A 19,201-nucleotide genomic window follows, 5' to 3' on the forward strand; every position below is an offset into this window, starting at 1 on the left:
GGATATAGATTTTATAGTGTGGTTAAAAATTTTTTGTAACACTCTCACATATGCTTAAGTAAATAATGTTATATCAAAATATCACCAATAATTCATGCATTAATCAAGCTTTAGAGTTATACTATCAATACTGCTCTGATAAAACAACAACCTATCCTGACCAAATACATACCATTATAAAAGCATTACAACTAGATTCTTCCTCATTCACAGCAGTACTATTACATGAAAATATACAACATCTTAATCTAGAAGATTATAATCATTTTAATAATAATATTATATATCTAGTTGATGTTATTAATAAATTATCTACTACTCACGATAAACCATATGCTGAGCAATATATCCATTTCAATAAGCTGTTATTAACTATTAATTCCAAACTACAGGAAACAGCAATATTAACTTCGCTTGTTCCATTATTACATAAGGTGAGTATCTTTAACCTTGAGTATAATAATACTGATGCTCAGCATATATCAGAGATCATCACTAATTGTTATATCCCTTATCTTTTATCATATACAGCACACAATGACCTTGCTTATCTTTTACAAGATTTATGTTTTAAGATTCAATATCCTGAAGAACGTAATAGAATTCTTCATTATATGAATTGGCTATATCCTGACATAGATAATATAGTTCACAATATAGAACAGCAATTTAGAAATATATTTAGAAAACTAAATATAAAAGCAAGCCTAAGCTACAGACTTAAGTCCCCGTATTCTATATGGATAAAAACACTTGTTAAAGATATCCATATTACAGCACTTAATGATATTTTGGCTTTTAGAGCAATTGTACCAAATAAAAAAGCATGTTACGATTTTTCTAAATTAATTCATCTACATTATAATACCATAACATCACAGTTTGTTGATTATATTAGATATCCCAAGAATAATGGATATCAATCAATACATTTAGTCATATCAGGTGGTAGTAATAAAGGTAATATTGAACTTCAAATACGCTCTACCACTATGCATAGGCAAACACAATACGGTAGTGCACATCACACTTATAAAGCAAATAAGTATTATATATCTCGTACTAATAATAATGTCAGTGTAATATTATGTAATATTACATTAAGTTATAGTAATAGCATACTCAATGTTGATATAAGCATCGTAACTATTACCAGTAAAATAATCAATAACGTGAGTACTTATAATACTTTTGCTTCATTTACCCACACTCAACATAGTACTCATTTTGTTGTCAATAACACTACAACATGCACATTGTCTCGGACCACCACCCCAGAATATATAACGTATTATAATAATAATTTATCACTTTTGATAAAAGACACTGATACTATACCTTACAACTTTTCTCTAAATATAAATCTCAATTTGCGTAATATTTTAGAATATGAATTAGTACCTTTAGCAGTAGTACAGATTCCGGCAAGTAATCTATTATTCGAACATAATAGTGTTTTTATTAACATCACTTACAAACCAATATTAGCTGAATGTGCTTTTCCGGCAACTATAACTTATACAAAGAGACATGAAGATTCCAATATCAGATCAATATTTAAGCCACCCTCGCCAAAAACAGGTATAATTAACACAATATACAATACATTATTGGCTACCATAAACGATAAAGTTGTTTTGGAACAATATGGTCAAAAGGAATTTTTATCAACTACTATAAACACAAACATTACTCAAATGCTTCCTATAATAACCTTATTAGTAGATCTATCAGAGCTGAATAAGAGAATAAATGATATATCAGATAGTAATAAGGACCAGTTATTACATCTTGGACTTCAACTTGGCTGTGTAGAATCAGTGCCATTATTAATCACACATGGTGCTAATCCTAATGCTACAAATTGTCATGGTGTAATATCATTACACTGTGCTGCTAAGAATGGTAACTTAGATTTAGCTAAATTATTAGCTAAAAATGGTGCTGATGTTAATGCTAAAACTAATAGTGGTGAAACAATATTATGTTCTGCAGTTGATTATGGTAGCCCAGATTTAGTATACTTACTAATGGTCTATGGTGCTGATGTTAATGCTAAAACTGATGATGGTCTAACAGCATTACACTATGCTGTTGAGTCTGGTAACTTAGCGTTAGTATCATTGCTAATGGTCTATGGTGCTGATGTCAATGCTAAAACTAATAGTGGTGAAACAGTATTAAACATTATTATGGATTTTAACAATTGTAATATTTTAAAATCTTTCATATTAGGCGGTGCAGACATTAATTTAGAAACAATGTTACCAGATGATCAGACAGACAGTATAATCAATTTGTGCGGTGATTTACGTATCAGTTAAATTGTGGAATATAGTGGGAAAAATGTGTGATTTATAGACATAGTTATAAATGTAATATCAAAGTATATGAAGTTACAACTAACTTTTATTCTTTAAACTCTAGTTTCGCAAGAGATCTAATAATAATAAAATCCTTTGATGCTATTATACCAATAGATGGTTTAACAAGACTCAATAATTATGATGTTGGTATACAAGATAAACAACAATAAAATAACTGTTTTGTTAATAATGAATTTGTTTTTACGGTTCAACAAGATAACTTTTTTATAAAACCAACAGAGTTAACAGGAGATATTGTATCAATATACTACTTAAAAAAGTGCCAAGAATAGAGCTATTGCTTATGTTCTCTAAATAATGAGGCAACTCTGTAATGAGGTTTTCAGATAATGGTAAAATAGAGATTGATAACAATGTTGCTGAATGAGCATAGTGGTAGGTATAAAAAACTGGCTTTTTTGTTGGATTATATGCTGGTGGAGAAATCACAGCTGTTATATATAATCATATAATCAAAAGATATAGGATTACTTGGAAAATTTAGGTAAAAAGTATTGAAAATAATTAATAAGCATTAATGAAAAAGATAGAAGGTTATCAAACAAATTTTGAGATATGTGTTTATGCTAAGAAGTTATTAGATAAAGTAATATATTTAAATAGTGTAGTAAAAGTACCACCAGTGGGTGTATTGGAGGTAAAGAAAGCTATATACTATGCTAAGAAATATCATGGTAGTCAGATGCGTCAATCAGGAGAACCATTTTATTCACATCCGATAGAAGTAGCATATATGATATCAGATTACTTATTTAGAACAGATATACTAGTAACTAGTATATTGCATGATACTATAGAGGATACAGAACTTACCAAGGAGAAAATATTACAAGAATTTGGAGAGAATATAGCCAATCAAGTAATGGATTTGACGAGGATTAAGGAGAATGGTATAAAGATTAGTTCTGCTGAAATGGTAGAGATGTTATACAAAGAGAAGAAACATGATGTACTTCTGATAAAGTTATTTGATAGACTGCATAATATACAGACAATAGGTGCTAAATCTCCTGAAAAAGCTAAAAAAATTATAAATGAAACTTTAATAAGTTTTATTGTTTTGATGCCTTACCTTGGAATTTCATCATTAGAAAAACACTTTTATCGCTTATGTTTTAATATTACACATAAAAGTAAATTAGTCGAAAATACATTATTAACTAGTAATCTTAAGTATAACTTTTGGAGTTATTTTAAACACAACACTGAAGCTATAAATATAATTTAGCATACTACTTGATTATTTATAGAATAGATTATTTTGGTAGTAATTGAAATACTTTATGCTTTAGGTTAATTCTATTAAATGTATATATTACATGAATTTCATTGTTATCAGGACTCATAATAATAGCAGGATATGAATATTCTTCAGACAGGATGTTATTATATTCTATATCCCCTTCAGGATAGATAGAATTTCTAATAGTGATAGGGTGCCAATTTAACCCCTCATCATAGGATGTAGCTACACTTAATATATTTCGTGATTTATGATTATTGATTACTCGATTATATGTAAGTAGTAATGTATCATCACCTAAATTAATGGCATCAATGGCACTATCAGGGTTTAATAAGTTTACTGGTTCTAAATTACTCCAATATATTCCATTATTTATGGATATTGATCTGTGTATGTAAGTAGACATTAAGGAATCAGTTTTTCTAGGTCTTACTAACATTATGATTTTATTTGGTAAATTACTACTAACTAAAGTTGGCTGTATAAAACCTCTGTAACCTTTTTGAAAAATTTGAGGGTTAGATGGTAATATAGGATTACTTAAATTCCATGTATGTAAATCTGATGAATATTCTATATATGAAAAATCATCAATACAACTTTCTCGAGAACACGGAGATAAAATATTATTTTCATAAATTAGTGGCTTATTACGTGCTGGTCCTAGAATACCATGTAATAGTTCTGGTTTTTGCCATGTTAATCCCTGATCATAAGAACGAGATAATATTCCACTCCATGTTCTTGGATAAGGTCCAATTTTACTAAAAATGAGTAACTGATTATTCAAGAAAGTAATTACTGGATTTCCACAACTGATTATCCCATTATCTTGCTTTAGAGGGATATGATGATCACGGAAATATTGCGGTGAAACGATTCTTTCTGGAGTAGTCCATTGATAATGATTATTACTTTTAAATCCTAAACTGATCCAAATGCTATTATTTTCTTCTGACTTACCTGATTCAGATCGTGTTTTACCAAAAAATGATGTTATTAATTTTTTATCATCAAAAGCAAATATGGTCGCAGCATGAACATCTTTTAGATCTGAATTATTTAAAATAAATTCTTCTATTTTTGTTTCTAAAATAAACATGATGTTTTATTTTTTTCTAAATTATTGAAATAATTTAATCCAAGTGTAAATCCTATTATTATTGGAAACAGTATCATTTGTATTCCCCAATGGCCAAAATATTTTGTTAAATATATAAGACCAAAAGATATAATAATATTCATGGAAACAGTCGATAAAGCAAAAATTATACTTGCTGTTCTAAAGCGTTTAAAAACTGGAAAATGTTTTAGAAAAATTGGCATAGCTGGATTGGCACTAAGAAAAAATAACATTACAAATGATTGAATTAAGAACAAATGAACAGAAGTAGTAATATTATTTAGTAAATAAGGACAAATGAGAGCAAAAATAAAAAATATTACTAATTTAATCTTAAGAATTTTTAATGGGTATATAATATAACTTAAATAAGTTAATATTAAATAAGCACAAAAATTTACTATTGCTACAATAAAATTGTGATGAATAACTGCTTCTGCTGTAAAATTAAAAGAATTTTTTAAAATTTCACCACAATAAATATAAGTAAAATAAAAACATATTGGCCAACCACATGATATTAATAATAAAAAGAAGACTGTTTTTAGATTGACCCTTTCATTGTAAATAAGATTATCTTTTAATGGATTATCTGTAGTTTTTTGTATTAAAGTAATATTTTTCTTAACACGACGTTTTGCATCAGCAAATTCAGGAGTTTCCCGTAAAGCAGTTCTAGCAACTGCTCCAACAATTGCTATTATAGTTCCAAGCAAAAACGCTATACGCCAATTAAATCCAAATGAGGTGACTAAAGATGCAACAGCTAAGGCTGTCATTCCTCCTAAATTAGCAAATACTGATGTCATTAAAACAATAGGATATTGTATAGGAGGTTTTGTTATTTCTAGTAAGTATAGTTGTGCTCCAACTATTTCACCCATAGAAGATAGACCTTGAATAATACGACATGTTATAACTATCACAGTAGCAATGAGTCCTTTCTCAGCATAAGTTGGGACAAGCGCCATTGCAAGACATGAAGACGACATTAAGAATGTAGTAATAATTACAGTTGCTTTACGACCAATTATGTCACCAACTAAGCCAAAAATTATGGCTCCAACAGGTCTCATCACATAAGTGGAACAAAATGCAAAAGCAGAGTAAATAGCTTGAGTATGAGGGTCTGCCTTAGGAAAAAATAATTCATTTAATAAAACTGTCATATGAACATATAGCATCAGATCAAAATATTCTAAAAATGTTCCAATTGATAATAATCCTACAGCTTTTTTTTGTTCTGTTGTTAATGAAGTAAATGTTCCTTCATTATGTTTAATATATTCTATCATTACTTGACTGTTTTAAATACCATATAATAGTATATCAGATGATATACAATTTATCTACTCCTTAATTTAAATATTAAAAATTTTTATATATGATATTAATATTAAATTATCTTAATTCGTGATTATCAAAAATACTTTTGCCGATTTTAGTCCACTGATCTTGGATATTAGGATTTTGTATTAATTTTTCTTTTAAAGAAACAAAAGCTCCTAGTAAACTGTTAGTGGGTAAATCATCAAGTTTAGCTTTAACAACTAAGCCACCGATTTCAATTAAACGACGGGTACGAGCTTTTCTTTCTTGAATTTTAAGTCTTGCTTCTTCAGTAATAATTTGAGCTTTTTTTTGTTCTAATTTTAATCTACGTTTTATGAGATTATCCATATAGATAGTTTTTTCATGATTATTATAATCATTATGAATCATCAATAAATTATGGAAGTCAACTTCATAACTATAAGTGCTAGGAAATTCTATAAATTTTTTCTAAAACAGACTAATGTTTGATACAACTTGTAAGCTTGTAAAGTCTGACATATTGGTAGAATAACAAGCCATTCAAAATTAAGATAATCCCTATACCTAACTGAACCAGCAAAACTAAGATCAACAAAAACAAATTAAAGATGATGATTATTCATCAACTATGTACAAAAGGAATGAATAGGAGGTTGGTACTTGTTGCATAAACAAAGTACCACTCGATATAGAAAAAGCAGTAAAAGAGATTAAAGAAGAAGCAGAGAAGTTCAAACTAATAAGGGAGGTATTAAATTCTGATAGATTAATCAAACTATATAATGAAGATGGCACTAATACTAAATACTATACTACCAAAGGCGTGCGAGATGAAGAATTAAGGATAGTTAGAATAGCAGATAAGGTAAATAGCCAGATAAAGTAGGTAATTGGTTTAAAGGGGTAGTGTAGAAGATATTAAGGATAGATTACACAGTAATGATAACTATTATCACTTAAGAGTGAAGTTAGAGCCACCTGCTAAAGTAGCAGAGATCTTAGGAAGTACTAGCACAAATCTTGCCACAAGCCATAAAGCCCAAGAAGAGCGAAAAAGCTCTTCTTATAACCTCAAGAATTGTAATAAACAAGATACAACAATAAGTGTTAAGTTACAAGAGGATATTATGGCAAAGACAAAAATAGATTATAATTCTATTAATAAACAAGAAACACTGGAATTAAAACAAAAATTATCATTTAAAGCTGAAGAAATAGGACGAAGCTTACTTGGTAGTCCAAATAAGCATTTATCAAATAGTCAAGTACTCCGCTGGGAGAAAGATGGTAAGATAGCGATGAAGATAAATGGCAGTAAAGCCGGCAGATGGTATGATTTTAGTAAAGGAGAGGGAGGAGATTTATTTACCTTAGTACAAAGAGAAAAAAATTGTGATTTTGTAGAAGCTAAGAAATATTTACAAAATATGGTTGGTGTGTCAAACAATAGCAAGTTATTAGAAGATAAGATAAAAGAGCAATTTGACCAAAAAGTTAAGAATCAAGATCAACAAGCGAAATATGCTGAAATATCTAAGATAAAGAGAGCTGAAGAATTATATGAAAAATCAGATTCTATAATCTATATGACGCCAAATAATATAGCAAAAAGATATTTATCAGAACATCGTGGAATTAAAGAAGTATTAAACAAGATACCAACTAAGTAACGATCTTAGAACCAATATGATGTGGGATATAGTAAACAATATTATCATGCATTAATTGCTTTTGCTAGAAATAAAGATGGTAATATTACCGGTGGACAATCAATTTATTTAAACAAAGACACAAATAATAAAGCTGATATTGAGGTTAATAAACGTTCATTTGGCAGAATCAGAGGCTCTTTTGTTGAGATTAATAAAAATAATGAACAACAAAACGTACAAAGCAGGAACGTACAAGTCAGTAAAGATGGCAATAATTCAGCAAGTAATGTAACGATTATAGCAGAGGGGTTCGAGACCGCTTTTAAGTATTAGGGAAGCTGGTATTAAAGGCAAAATTCTTTGTAGTTTAGGTGTAAGTAACATTAGGAACTATGAGCCTATCAAAGGAGAAAGAATAATAATTGCTGCTGATAATGATGGCAAAGACGCAGTATCAGTTAATACTGTAATTAAGGCTCAGGAAGAATTAATTAGGCAAGGAGCGACGGTAATAATACGACCACCGGAAAAAGGTGATTTTAATTATATGTTAAAATCCCAAGGAGCAGAATCTATAAACAAGCTTATAGAGCCTGAAATAGCAAAATTAACAGCAGCTAGTAAAGTAACAGAACTTAAATCATCCTTAAAAACAAGTGATGATAGAAAATCACAAATTAAATCTATAGAATTATTATTTTCAAAATTTGCAAATAACGATAATAACGGACTAAATAATTTGCAGCAACAGCAAATAAAAGCTCTAGCAAAGTTTGGCACAGCAGAAAATATCGATACTGCTTTACAAATCTACAGAGAAAAAGGTATAGATTCTTGTACTGCTTATAGTAACAAGATTTGCATAGCAGCAATAGAGCAGAAGATACAGAAAGATTTACAAATTATGCAGAATAAATTTATGATCTTGGTGATAGAAAATTTTGTGATATAGTAATACATGATTTTCAAGGCAAAAGCTATCTCGTCCCTGAAGATTACTTAAATGCCATAGGAAGAGATAAACAAGTAATGCAATATATAAAGTCTAAGCTCAGAAATAGGTAAAGAAATAAGAAGTGCGGTAAAGCAAGTATCTGAGATCAAGCTAAATCAAGGAATAAGAGTTTAGAGTGTAGTGTAATAATATTTTATCAAGTTAAAAAATATAAATATATAAGTGAACAAGGAAATCTGCTGGGTGATCCAGATAAAGGCACAAAGAAAGCTAAGCATGATAAGATATTTCGTAAGGCACTAGAGAATCCTCTAGTTGCCCATGAATTCTTTAATGCACATTTGCCCCCAAATATTAAAAGTTTAATAGATTTTCCTAGTTTAGCAATGGAAAATACCACTTTTGTAGAAAGCTCTTTAAAAGATTCTATCTCTTATGATTAATATTTGTGAGCGATATTTAATACAAAATCCTAAAGCTAAGACTTTACCATTAATAATACCCGATGATATTTTTCAATGGTCAGGAGAAATATAATGTTGCAAGGAATTTGTGGGATTTATTTGCTAATAACAAATTAGCAAGAGAATTATGGATTAGTGATTACCAATTAGTGAATGTCCATGAAATTCCTGATGAAGAGTTTAAACAAAGGATATGGTCAGGGATATTAGAATTTTTTCTCAAGCATATACATGAGAGGGAATTATTAAAAAGATGGCAAGAAATATCAGATATATTACCGGAATTAACCAAAATAACGATAGGTTATGATTATCTAGAAATGATATTATATTATACATTGACGAAGATAGAGCAAGATGATAAAATAAAACTAGAGAATTTATTATCAACAAAGTTGAATCCGAAAATAGGGACAAGGCTTATGAGAAGTTTAGCAGAACATTGGCAACAAGAAGGAAAAGAATTAGGCATTCTTGAAGGCTTACAAGTTGGTGAAGCTAAAGGTATCCAGATTGGAAAAGCTGAAGGGGAATATAATAAAGCAGTAGAGATAGCAAAAAAATGTTAGCTCCAAGGTTGTAATGTTTCTTTAATTTCTAGTGTAACCGGTCTTGATGAAGCTTTTATTAGTTCTTTAGAGTAAACATATTTCTTGTAAAATTTACTCTGCTGTTTGAAAAATCATTTATAAAAATTCTGAAATAACAAAAAAGTTTTTTATACACAGCTTACCTCTAAAACTCGTAATACTAAATTAGCGATTTAAAGGGGCATTATAATAGGATTTTTCTTTATAAGGTAAAATCCACCTATCAAACAATTGAAATCTTTTAAAAATGCCATTAAAATGGTTTGATATTTTTAGATTTAAATCAAGTTTGTAAATTCATTGGTAATTTAGTAATTGGGAAATTACCCGCAGGTTTTACATAACAGGTAAGATCTGGTAGATTCATAATTTAAGATGGCATTACTAATAATTTTCTTTTCTCTAAGCTATGCATATTTACTCCATCACGCATGGAGTTAGCGCCATAAGAGAGATTCTCTTGAGTTCCAATAATTTCTTGCTCACCAAGCATTAAAGCTGATTTATGTGCTGTCTGCTGATCACTCAGTCGAAAAATAAATTTACTGCCAAATAAATCAAGCATTGAAGCTGCTCCTGCATGACCATATATCTCCTCTAATTGATGAATATTCTGCATGCCTGCATGCAACAACGGCAGCCACCATATTTCCTGCTTTCAGCTAAAGCTATAGGGAGTGAAGATATCTTGTGTAAAGCTGGCAGCTCATCAATCACAAACCACATATTACTATGAGTATTATTGATGTTCCTATTCATTAATGCTTTTATCGCTATGCTAATCCATGCAGCAATAAGTGGTCGTAGCATTACTCGTTGATTAGGAGTACTAGTTATAAAAATAACCAACCTTTGTCCGCAGTAAACCACTTTCTAATACTAAAACTACCATCAGGCTTTAAATGTTGCAGAGCTTCAATATTTTTACTAATAGTTGCTTGAATACCTGAAGAAGTCTCAGGTGCACTACTGCTAATTATACCAGCTACTGGATAAATCGAGCTTTTAATTTTTTAAATTTAGTATGTCTAGACTTTTTAGTAACTGGATTCCCGCCTCCGCGGGAATGACATCGCGACTCATACAACTAGGTTTTTCATGAGTTATAATATTAGTTTTTTCTGTGCAAAACATTAAAAATCATCTCAGCAAGTGACTTGTTAATACCTTTTACTTTAGCAAGCTCATCTATGGTTGCATCGCATACTGCTTTATACGAACCGAAATAATGCAGTAATGCTTTTTTACGAGTTTCACCTACGCCATCTATATCGTCAAGGCTTGATATTTTTATAGCACGTGATCTACCTAGTCTATGATTCTTTATGGCAAAATTATGTGCCTCATCTCGCAAGATTTGTAAATATTTCATAACCGGTAAATTCTTATCTAGAGTAAATACTTCCTTACCTATCACATGGAACTGTTCAAGACCGACATTTCTATCTACTCCTTTTGACATACAAACAAAAGGAATATTCATTTCAAATTTATCCATCACCTCTTTAACGACGCCTAAATGCCCTTTGCCGCCATCTATAATCATTAAGCTTGGCAATTTATGCGGCTCTTGCCTTAACCTTGTAAGCCGCCTTATTATGACTTGCCGGAGCATCTCATAATCGTCACCTTTTATGTCACCCACACAGTTCTTTATGCCATCATTCCGGCGAAAGCGCGAATGACCTACGAGAGAGGGAGCATTGACATTAAAAACCCGATATTCTTTTTTATCAAAACCGACTTTACCAGTAACTACCATCACTCCAACCGCAAACTTACCTTGAATATGGCTATTATCATAAATCTCAATTCTTTCAGGAATTTCAGAAAGACCAAATAGCTCTTTAATTTCAAACATAATCTCTTGATTTTTTGCAAATTTCTTCAAATACTGCTCTAAAGAAAATAAAGCATTTGTCTCGGCATTTTGAACTAATTTAGCCTTACCACCTTTATTAGGTACTGTAATATTAAGCTGAAGTATATTGTTAATTTTCTTAATCGCCTCTATCACCTCTTTATCATTAATTTCATGATTAATTATAATTTCCGCAGGCACGTGTTGTTTTTGGTAAAATTGTAATAAAAAATATTCTAATACTTCTTCTTTGGTACTATTTTCGGTAGAAGTAGGAAAATAAGGAATATTACCGCATGCTTGCCCTGCCCTATATAAAAACACTTCCACGCAATAATTCCCGTTCTTTTCCACAATAGCGATTATATCTGCGTCTTTAACGACATCTGAACCCCCTGCCTTAAGCTGCACATAACTAAGTGCTTTAATGCGATCTCTAATTTCTGCCGCCTCTTCAAAACGCATCTGACTACTTAGCTCTTCCATCTTTCTAGATAGGTTCTCTTGGAGTTCTTTAGTGCGACCTTGTAAGAAATCTTTAACCTGAGTTACTAAGTCTCTATAGACTTCCTTGATTATTTTACCGACGCAAGGAGCATAACAACGTTTTATTTCATATTGTAAGCAAGGGCGAGTACGTGAATTAAAGTAATTATCCGTGCAGGAACGTAATTTAAAAATTTTTTGTAGTTCGGTCAAAGTAGTATTAACTTCCGCACTCGAGGCAAAAGGACCAAAAAACTTCCCGTCACTTAGAGTTTTACCTCGATATTTTAGTAATTGCGGGAAATCATGATCTAAACGTAACTTAATGAAAGGAAAAGACTTGTAGTCCTTAAGAAGAATATTAAATTTCGGCTGAAATTTCTTGATTAGCTGTGCTTCTAAAAGTAGTGCTTCAACCTCGGAATTAGTGATGATATACTCTAAAAAATAAGTATTTGCAATCATCCGAAGCGTCTTATTATCTAAATCGCTTTTAATGTAATTAGTAAGGCGTTTCTTTAAATTTTTAGCTTTACCGACATAGATAACTTGCTTGTTAACGTCAAACATTCGATAAACCCCTGAACGTTCAGGAGCATCTATAAGTTTAGATTTAATTAACTCACTTCCGGTAATTTCTAGGGTCATGTGTATAGTTTCCTATGTCATTCTTAGCTAAAAGCCGAAATCCAGAAAAAATAACCTTAATATTGATATAAAAATTACACATTAAACCTAAAAAAACAAGTTTTTTATAGGTTTTACTGGATTCCTACCTTTGCGGGCATGACATAGAAGAGTGAACCATGCAACAATAACCTTCAATTCCCCGTTTTATTATACGGATTGTCATTTGCGACTTTAACATTCACTATTTTTCGTGTATTGTCATCAAAGAAAAAGGTTATTTTAAACTCATCTCCTACATTTAAATCTACTTTTGGGTCATAAAGCATAATATGCATGCCACCGGGCTTAAAATCAACATTAATATTACCGGCAATTGAAAATGGATAATCCACTTTTACCATTTTACTAACACCTTGATCATTAATTGTTTGATGAATTTCTATTCCACTTATCTTATCTGAAGATATATTCACTAAATTATAACTCTTACTTTTACTATTTATTAATGTAAAATACATAGCAGAATTGCTAACTTTACCTTGCACATTTGTTGTAGGTCTTGCCCAAGGCTGTGCAAAGTGAACAGCTGCCTCTGCAGGTAAATCATCGGGCTGATCAGAGGAAGAATTTGTAGAATTAGGATTTTGAGCTGTTTGGTTATCAGCATAGCTTATTGCACAAATTAAAGTTATAAAACTAATTAGTAATGTTTTTAGCATAATAATACCCTTAATAAATTAAAATGAAATGTTAGCATAGATTAAATATAAATCTAGTTTTTTAAAAGATATTTTTTGTACAATTCTTGTGGTAATCTCTCTATAGCATAATGAACTGCGGTTCTTGGCATTTGTAAAGTATAGCGATCCCAAAAATCTATTAATTGTATTAATTGTTTTTCATCTTTTTTTCCTGTTTCACGTAGCATCCCAACCTACTGCTTTATGCATTAAATCATGTTTATCGTTTAAGAATAATTTTGCTATTTCAAAAGTCGTATCTAATGTATTATTTTTGATAAAATACCAAGTAGCAACTATAGCTATTCGTCTTTCCCACAGAATTTCCGATTTTGTTAGTGTAAAGAGATAATCCTTTTCTTTATCCCATAAATAAGCTCCGATTATATGATGAACTGATGCATACACTAAATTCCAATTATTTACGTGTTTTATATTGTTTAAATAAAAATTATACAAAAACTCTTTATCTTGTGCTGTCTGATATTGCATAATCAAAATAGCTAACGCTAAAAATCTCTCTTCATTAAATTCTGAAGTAATAAGTCGGCTTAAATCCTCCATATCCAAATTATAATAACTTTTAGCTATTGTACGTAAAGTCAGCACGGTAACACCAATAAATCGGTCATGCTCTCCATACTCTCCTTCTCTAGTTTTCAAGAATAGCGTTCTACGTTCTACAGGAATAGTAGCATTTTCAAGTAAAATATTTCTAATTTGTTGTAAATTTTCTCTCATGTTCAATAAGCCATTTTTTACGATGTAATCCCCCACCATATCCTCCAAGTTTGCCATTGCTATTAATAATACGATGACAAGGAACAATGATTGCTAACTGATTCATACCGTTAGCATTTGCAACGGCTCTATAAGATCTTTCCATACCTATTAATTTAGCTTGGGTAAAGTAACTTCTTGTTTCACCGTAAGGTACATTCATTAGCTCTTGCCATACTAATTTTTGAAATTCGCTTCCTAAAAGATATATAGGAGTATTAAATTTTTGCAAAGTACCGCTAAAGTAAGATTTAAGCTCCTCTTCAATTGATATAATCGGTCTAGTGCGATCTTCAGTAATAGCCGATTTTGTGTTAATTTTAAGTCTTTTAATTTTATACTCTAATCCTTTACTTTCAACAAAATCGAGCAAATAAAGCCTCTCTGTATCACTAATTGCCAGCATAGAACCAAGAGGCGTATCAAGCCAAGCGGATTTTAAACTCATTATTTTACCCTAAACTAACAATTTATAGGTAATCACTATGATAAAAGCTCATGTTTTTAAATATTCTCAGGTAATTTTAACCAAAAGGGAACTCTCTATAATAAAATTTAGCGAATACAGCAGACTAAGTATACCGGATATTGCTACTATGGCACAAGAAGAAGAAAAACCTAACGGAATAATAGATCAGTATAAAAACGGTAAAATAACTACCGCAAAATTTCGTAAGAAAATGAATGAGCTTATACAAGAAAAAAACGGTAATCCTATACGAGATAATGAGGTATTTGATAAAGGCTGGAATGCTATGGCTATGTGCAAAATAGAACCTGCAAAGCTAACAGAGCTATATAACTTACAACAGACGCATAAATTTCATATCCACATTATAGGTAATACAAACGAATTACAGCATAATTATATTCAACAAAAAATAGAAAAAGCTACAAATCAACCTACCATTTCTTATTACACTTTCATATAAACTTGGTAACTCAGGTGAGAGAGAATTAAAACATTATACAAAACATTTTTTAGCAGCTCACGATTATGAACCGGTATGGCATATGGAAGTTCAAAATGACTATGACCAAAACGCTTTAGACATATTAGGAAAATATTACGATAATACGACTACAGATATTATATAAATATTGATAGCTTAAAAATTCTACAATAGCGCATTATGCAATAATTCGCTATTTGCATTATTTCAGCCAAATCATTTAGCTTCATGATCTTTAGCAAAATCAATTAGGCTTTCCACAACATCACTTAAATTTTCATTATTAAAGTCAATCCTCATTTCTTTTTTAACAACATCAAAAAAATAATCATCAAGTAAATTTCTCATTTCATTTAAAATGGAAGTGTTTTTTGTCCAATGAACAATTATTTTCTGCTTCATGATGTATGTCATAGGTATCAAGAGCAATTTGAATGGCATTTTCACGCTGATTTTGATCTTTTTGATTCTGTAAGAAGCTAAGTGATTTTCTATAAAAAGCTATTATTGTTTTATTAGTGCCGAGTTCACTTGGCACATCATTTTTAAATTCAGCTCTTATTTTTTTAACTCTTAACTCTATTTAAAAGATCACTATCCCGACAAACATTTATTATGATGCTGTATTATTGTGTTATTTATAAGGATAGAAAATTTTTGATAAAAGGCAGGATCGATATTGATATAATCCTTAATAGTATCTTGTATTTGATTAGCCATATCCATCCATGACCGTGATATCTGTCCTTTTGATAAATTGTTCAAACATTTCATCGTCAAAAATGTTAACCGCTTCAGTTTTAGTAATATGACCGGCAATAACATGCTCATCAAGCAACTTCATGATTTGAGCGGTATATATTTTTTATCCAGTTTTTCTTTATAACGCTTTTCCACTATCTCTTTGAGCTTATTAAATTTTATTCATATTGTAAATTAACTCGTTCTTTTTCTTCATAAAATTTATAAGAATTAGAAGCTATAGACATCAGATTTTTAAATTTATTCAACAAGAAATAAAACTTATTGCGTATAGCTTCATCGGCTAAATGCTGTTCAAGCTGTTCAGAATCCAAATCGTTAGGCACATTTATAAAAATATTTTTAATCTCTTGTAGTAAAGGGAAAAGTGCTTTCAATTTATCATCTACAAAGAATATAGCATCTTCTAAATCTTCTTTATCAAAATTGTTTAAACCATAATTTTCAAATTGATGTGCTTGTTTTAATTGATTCGACAACCCTACATAGTCAATTATGTAACCGTATTCTTTAGTTTTCCCTTTTTCTTCAAATAGACAATTCGCACGAGCAATTGCTTGTAAAAGATTATGCTCTTTTAATTCTTTGCATATGTAAATAACGACATTACGCGGTGCATCAAAACCGGTTAGTAATTTTGAAACTACAATTAAAATTTCAGGATCATCGGAACTTTTAAATTTTTTAATAATTCTATTATTGAATTTTGCTCCATATTATTCCCTCATGTTTTTTATAAATTTATCTACTTCATTTTCGCTTTCAATATCTTTATAACCGTTCCGGTCATCAGTAGAAGACATAACAACTTCAGAACTTACTTGTCCTATATCATCTAAAATTTTTTTAAAACGAACGGCAATTAATCTAGAAGGAGCTATTAACATACCTTTTAAACCCGGACCTTTAAACGTTTTTAAATAGTGCGTTGAAATATCAAATGCTTTGGCATAAATAGCTTCCTTTGTTTGAGCAAGCATCTTTGAGCGACTGAATCTTGTTTTCAAAGCTGCTTTTTCTTCTTTATTTAATCCATTAGTAATCATATCAAAATATTTACAATGATTCATCTTCAAGATATTGCCGAATAATACGCCCTTCATAAAATAACGGTATAATCATATTATCTTTTCATCTTTTATAGTATATTTATGAATTAGCCCACCAAACTTTCTCATAGTGTTTTTTTGCTCTTTTAAAAGCGGTGTACCAGTAAATGCTATATAACAAGCGTTAGGCAAAATAGTTCGCATGCTATCTGCTAAATCACCGTATTTAGTACGATGACTTTCATCAATAAGAACCAAGATCTTATCGTTAGAATCTTTACAATAATCTTCAAGAACTATTTTAAATTTATTAATTACCGTAGTTATAATAGATACATCGCTTCTAATTAATTTAATTAGCTCTGCCGATGTAGTTGCAAGTTTAGGTTCAAGTTCACAAGTACTAAAAGTACTTTCGATTTGCCGTCAAGTTCAATTCTATCGGTTATAATTATGATATGTGGACTCGCAAGATTAGCGGATTTTAGTAGACATTTGGCAATCATTACTATTGTTAAAGATTTGCCCGTACCTTGCGTGTACCATAATTACCACACCTTTTCTAATGTTATACTTTTCACGTTCTCCTATCCTTTTTATAGTTGCATGCGTGCCGAAAAATTGATGATGACGAGCTATTTTTCTTATATCGTTATCAAAAACACAAAAATTTTTAACTAAATCAAGTCATCTTTCAGGGCGATATAGAGCATAAAGTACTTTATCTTGTTCGGTAGGTTCTACGCTACCTGCTAATTGTTGTTTATCAAAATAATTTCTATAAGTAGCAAAATCACCAGCCTAAAGAAGATTTTTGACCTCTTTAGTTAACGGCTTGTTAATTAAATTACGTATAATATTGATATTTTGTTTTTTTCTCCCTCTTCTCACCAAATCTCCAATATTTGTCCGAGCTGCCTACAGTAGCGTATTTCGCTTCATTTTTATTTATAGCAATTAATAATTGAGCATAATGAAAAAGATGCGGTATTTCATCTGACTTTTGATTACGTATATGCTGAGATATAGCTTGATCTAATGATTCGATAGGCGATTTACATTCAATTACTACAAAAGGTATGCCATTAACGAATAATACAATATCACATATAGGTATACTACCTTTACGTATTTGACTCTACCGGCATTTCAAAAACAGCATGATAAACATTATTTTTAGGCGTTATACCTACAATACTATCGGGAAAGGCTGAATCGAAATCAAGTATTGCAGTAATTTCTATGTTAGCTGCAATTGCTAATACAATAGTCCCTTTAGGAAATAATCTACTTACTTTTAAGCCTTTTTCGTTTAAAGTCTGTTTATAATATCTAACGTAACTACTTGACTTAGGTATATCACCAGTTTGGATAAAAAGAATTTCACCACCGTAATATCTAGGATCATTTCTTGGACGAATAGAAAACTTACCACGTTAAATATAAGCTATCTCTCCAAGGGTACTCTTGAATCATCCTTTAACAACCCCAAGCTCTTTTAGATGAATATCCAGCTGTGAACGATATTTACTAAATCTTTTTCGAGTTATTGGATTTCTTTTTGTAGTTCTGCTATGTTAACTTCTTCTTCATTCTCATATCTACCAATATAACGAATTTTATTAATATGCTCGTCTTCTAAAAAATTCTGCCCTTTTTTACCTGTGTTAAAAAATCCACTAGCATCGATAAATAATATATCTTTTCGTTGTTGGTTTTCTCCTTTCTCTTCTCTTGAGCGATCAAATACTAAAATAGCAACAGAAATACTAAGCTGAAGTAAAAAGATTAGCAGGCAGACCAATTACTGCATCTAATAAATTATCTTCGATTAAACTCTGACGAATTAAACCTTCGCTTCCCCCACGAAATAATACGCCGTGCGGTACTACTATAGTATATAGCAGCACGTCCACTCTGCAGCTTAGTGGTTTTAATCATATGCAAAATAAAGGCATAATCTCCCTTACTTTTAGGAGGGATACTACACTTAAAACGATTATACTCATCATTAGCTGCGTTTTCATGTCCCAATTTTTCTAAACTAAAAGGTGGGTTAGCAACAACTATATCAAACTCCATAAGCTTATCGTTTTCAAGTAATGCCAGATGATTTAGTGTATCACCCCAATAAAAATATGTACTCCACCTTTCGCATGCGAAAACATATTCATCTGTGCTAATGCCCATGTTGTATTAGTCATTTCTT

General features: G+C 30.6%; 18 protein-coding genes and 6 pseudogenes. 5 read left to right on the forward strand and 19 right to left on the reverse strand.

Features of this window, described 5'->3' with window-relative positions; all coding sequences use genetic code 11:
- Window positions 1-65 precede the first annotated feature (65 nt).
- Entirely contained in the window at window positions 66-2,324 is a 2,259-nt protein-coding gene (locus AB4K15_RS05700) for an ankyrin repeat domain-containing protein (protein ID WP_500225737.1), read from the forward strand.
- Between the two features lie 580 nt (window positions 2,325-2,904).
- On the forward strand, window positions 2,905-3,615 hold the full coding sequence (locus AB4K15_RS05705) for an HD domain-containing protein (RefSeq protein ID WP_500224959.1): 711 nt from the start codon (window positions 2,905-2,907) through the stop codon (window positions 3,613-3,615).
- A 28-nt stretch (window positions 3,616-3,643) separates the two neighbouring features.
- Here the strand turns inward: AB4K15_RS05705 and AB4K15_RS05710 are convergent, their stop codons facing one another.
- The 3 genes from AB4K15_RS05710 to AB4K15_RS05720 all read right to left on the reverse strand — a co-directional run bounded on the left by AB4K15_RS05710 (window position 3,644) and on the right by AB4K15_RS05720 (window position 6,436).
- On the reverse strand, window positions 3,644-4,735 hold the full coding sequence (locus AB4K15_RS05710) for an exo-alpha-sialidase (protein WP_032073373.1): 1,092 nt from the start codon (window positions 4,733-4,735) through the stop codon (window positions 3,644-3,646).
- On the reverse strand, window positions 4,723-6,051 hold the full coding sequence (locus tag AB4K15_RS05715; protein WP_032073372.1) for an MFS transporter: 1,329 nt from the start codon (window positions 6,049-6,051) through the stop codon (window positions 4,723-4,725). The genes AB4K15_RS05710 and AB4K15_RS05715 overlap by 13 nt, the downstream gene beginning before the upstream one ends.
- Before the next feature lie 106 nt (window positions 6,052-6,157).
- Window positions 6,158-6,436, reverse strand: coding sequence for a conjugal transfer protein TraD (locus tag AB4K15_RS05720; protein WP_032073432.1), 279 nt, complete (start codon window positions 6,434-6,436; stop codon window positions 6,158-6,160).
- 510 nt (window positions 6,437-6,946) lie between these two features.
- Between AB4K15_RS05720 and AB4K15_RS05725 the strand changes: the two are divergent.
- Together AB4K15_RS05725 and AB4K15_RS05730 are read left to right on the forward strand one after the other, a co-directional pair.
- Window positions 6,947-8,851 (forward strand): annotated as a pseudogene (locus tag AB4K15_RS05725) (toprim domain-containing protein); the annotation flags it as partial.
- Between the two features lie 44 nt (window positions 8,852-8,895).
- Window positions 8,896-9,785, forward strand: a pseudogene (locus tag AB4K15_RS05730) (Rpn family recombination-promoting nuclease/putative transposase).
- Between the two features lie 229 nt (window positions 9,786-10,014).
- Here the strand turns inward: AB4K15_RS05730 and AB4K15_RS05735 are convergent.
- The 6 genes and pseudogenes from AB4K15_RS05735 to AB4K15_RS05760 form a co-directional block, all read right to left on the reverse strand.
- A pseudogene (locus AB4K15_RS05735) lies at window positions 10,015-10,720 on the reverse strand (type IV secretion system DNA-binding domain-containing protein); the annotation flags it as partial.
- 122 nt (window positions 10,721-10,842) lie between these two features.
- Entirely contained in the window at window positions 10,843-12,726 is a 1,884-nt protein-coding gene (gene uvrC, locus AB4K15_RS05740) for an excinuclease ABC subunit UvrC (RefSeq protein ID WP_500224961.1), read from the reverse strand.
- A 173-nt stretch (window positions 12,727-12,899) separates the two neighbouring features.
- On the reverse strand, window positions 12,900-13,427 hold the full coding sequence (locus AB4K15_RS05745; RefSeq protein WP_032073370.1) for a copper chaperone PCu(A)C: 528 nt from the start codon (window positions 13,425-13,427) through the stop codon (window positions 12,900-12,902).
- A gap of 53 nt (window positions 13,428-13,480) precedes the next feature.
- On the reverse strand, window positions 13,481-13,636 hold the full coding sequence (locus AB4K15_RS05750) for a hypothetical protein (protein WP_500224964.1): 156 nt from the start codon (window positions 13,634-13,636) through the stop codon (window positions 13,481-13,483).
- A complete protein-coding gene (locus AB4K15_RS05755; protein WP_500225738.1) occupies window positions 13,626-14,189 on the reverse strand; it encodes a DNA alkylation repair protein in 564 nt (187 codons plus the stop codon). Before AB4K15_RS05755 ends, AB4K15_RS05750 begins: the two co-directional genes overlap by 11 nt.
- Entirely contained in the window at window positions 14,164-14,676 is a 513-nt protein-coding gene (locus AB4K15_RS05760) for a methylated-DNA--[protein]-cysteine S-methyltransferase (protein ID WP_032073369.1), read from the reverse strand. The genes AB4K15_RS05755 and AB4K15_RS05760 overlap by 26 nt, the downstream gene beginning before the upstream one ends.
- A gap of 232 nt (window positions 14,677-14,908) precedes the next feature.
- Here AB4K15_RS05760 and AB4K15_RS05765 point away from each other — a divergent pair.
- A pseudogene (locus AB4K15_RS05765) lies at window positions 14,909-15,103 on the forward strand (hypothetical protein); the annotation flags it as partial.
- Window positions 15,104-15,397: 294 nt separating this feature from the next.
- Here AB4K15_RS05765 and AB4K15_RS05770 read toward each other — a convergent pair.
- The 10 genes and pseudogenes from AB4K15_RS05770 to AB4K15_RS05815 all read right to left on the reverse strand — a co-directional run bounded on the left by AB4K15_RS05770 (window position 15,398) and on the right by AB4K15_RS05815 (window position 19,182).
- Window positions 15,398-15,529, reverse strand: a complete 132-nt coding sequence (locus AB4K15_RS05770; protein WP_032073429.1) for a hypothetical protein — start codon at window positions 15,527-15,529, stop codon at window positions 15,398-15,400.
- A 1-nt stretch (window position 15,530) separates the two neighbouring features.
- Complete coding sequence (locus AB4K15_RS05775; protein ID WP_500224971.1) at window positions 15,531-15,719, reverse strand: hypothetical protein; 189 nt, start codon at window positions 15,717-15,719, stop codon at window positions 15,531-15,533.
- Window positions 15,720-15,893: 174 nt separating this feature from the next.
- On the reverse strand, window positions 15,894-16,025 hold the full coding sequence (locus AB4K15_RS05780) for a hypothetical protein (protein WP_500224973.1): 132 nt from the start codon (window positions 16,023-16,025) through the stop codon (window positions 15,894-15,896).
- A 76-nt stretch (window positions 16,026-16,101) separates the two neighbouring features.
- Window positions 16,102-16,422: a hypothetical protein gene (locus AB4K15_RS05785; RefSeq protein ID WP_500225050.1), complete on the reverse strand. Its 321-nt coding sequence runs from the start codon at window positions 16,420-16,422 to the stop codon at window positions 16,102-16,104.
- An 18-nt stretch (window positions 16,423-16,440) separates the two neighbouring features.
- Window positions 16,441-16,989 (reverse strand): annotated as a pseudogene (locus AB4K15_RS05790) (type I restriction enzyme subunit R domain-containing protein); the annotation flags it as partial.
- Between the two features lie 72 nt (window positions 16,990-17,061).
- Window positions 17,062-17,498: pseudogene (locus AB4K15_RS05795) on the reverse strand (DEAD/DEAH box helicase family protein).
- Between the two features lie 341 nt (window positions 17,499-17,839).
- Window positions 17,840-18,124 (reverse strand): type I restriction endonuclease, encoded by a 285-nt coding sequence (locus AB4K15_RS05800; RefSeq protein ID WP_084698710.1) that lies wholly within the window; start codon window positions 18,122-18,124, stop codon window positions 17,840-17,842.
- A 414-nt stretch (window positions 18,125-18,538) separates the two neighbouring features.
- Complete coding sequence (locus AB4K15_RS05805) at window positions 18,539-18,796, reverse strand: N-6 DNA methylase (RefSeq protein ID WP_500225740.1); 258 nt, start codon at window positions 18,794-18,796, stop codon at window positions 18,539-18,541.
- Entirely contained in the window at window positions 18,762-18,839 is a 78-nt protein-coding gene (locus tag AB4K15_RS05810; protein ID WP_500225042.1) for a hypothetical protein, read from the reverse strand. The genes AB4K15_RS05805 and AB4K15_RS05810 overlap by 35 nt, the downstream gene beginning before the upstream one ends.
- Window positions 18,814-19,182, reverse strand: a complete 369-nt coding sequence (locus AB4K15_RS05815) for an N-6 DNA methylase (protein WP_500224981.1) — start codon at window positions 19,180-19,182, stop codon at window positions 18,814-18,816. The genes AB4K15_RS05810 and AB4K15_RS05815 overlap by 26 nt, the downstream gene beginning before the upstream one ends.
- Window positions 19,183-19,201 lie beyond the last annotated feature (19 nt).

Origin of the sequence: Rickettsia aeschlimannii, assembly GCF_047973405.1 — a bacterium.
Classification (GTDB): Bacteria; Pseudomonadota; Alphaproteobacteria; order Rickettsiales; family Rickettsiaceae; genus Rickettsia; species Rickettsia rickettsii.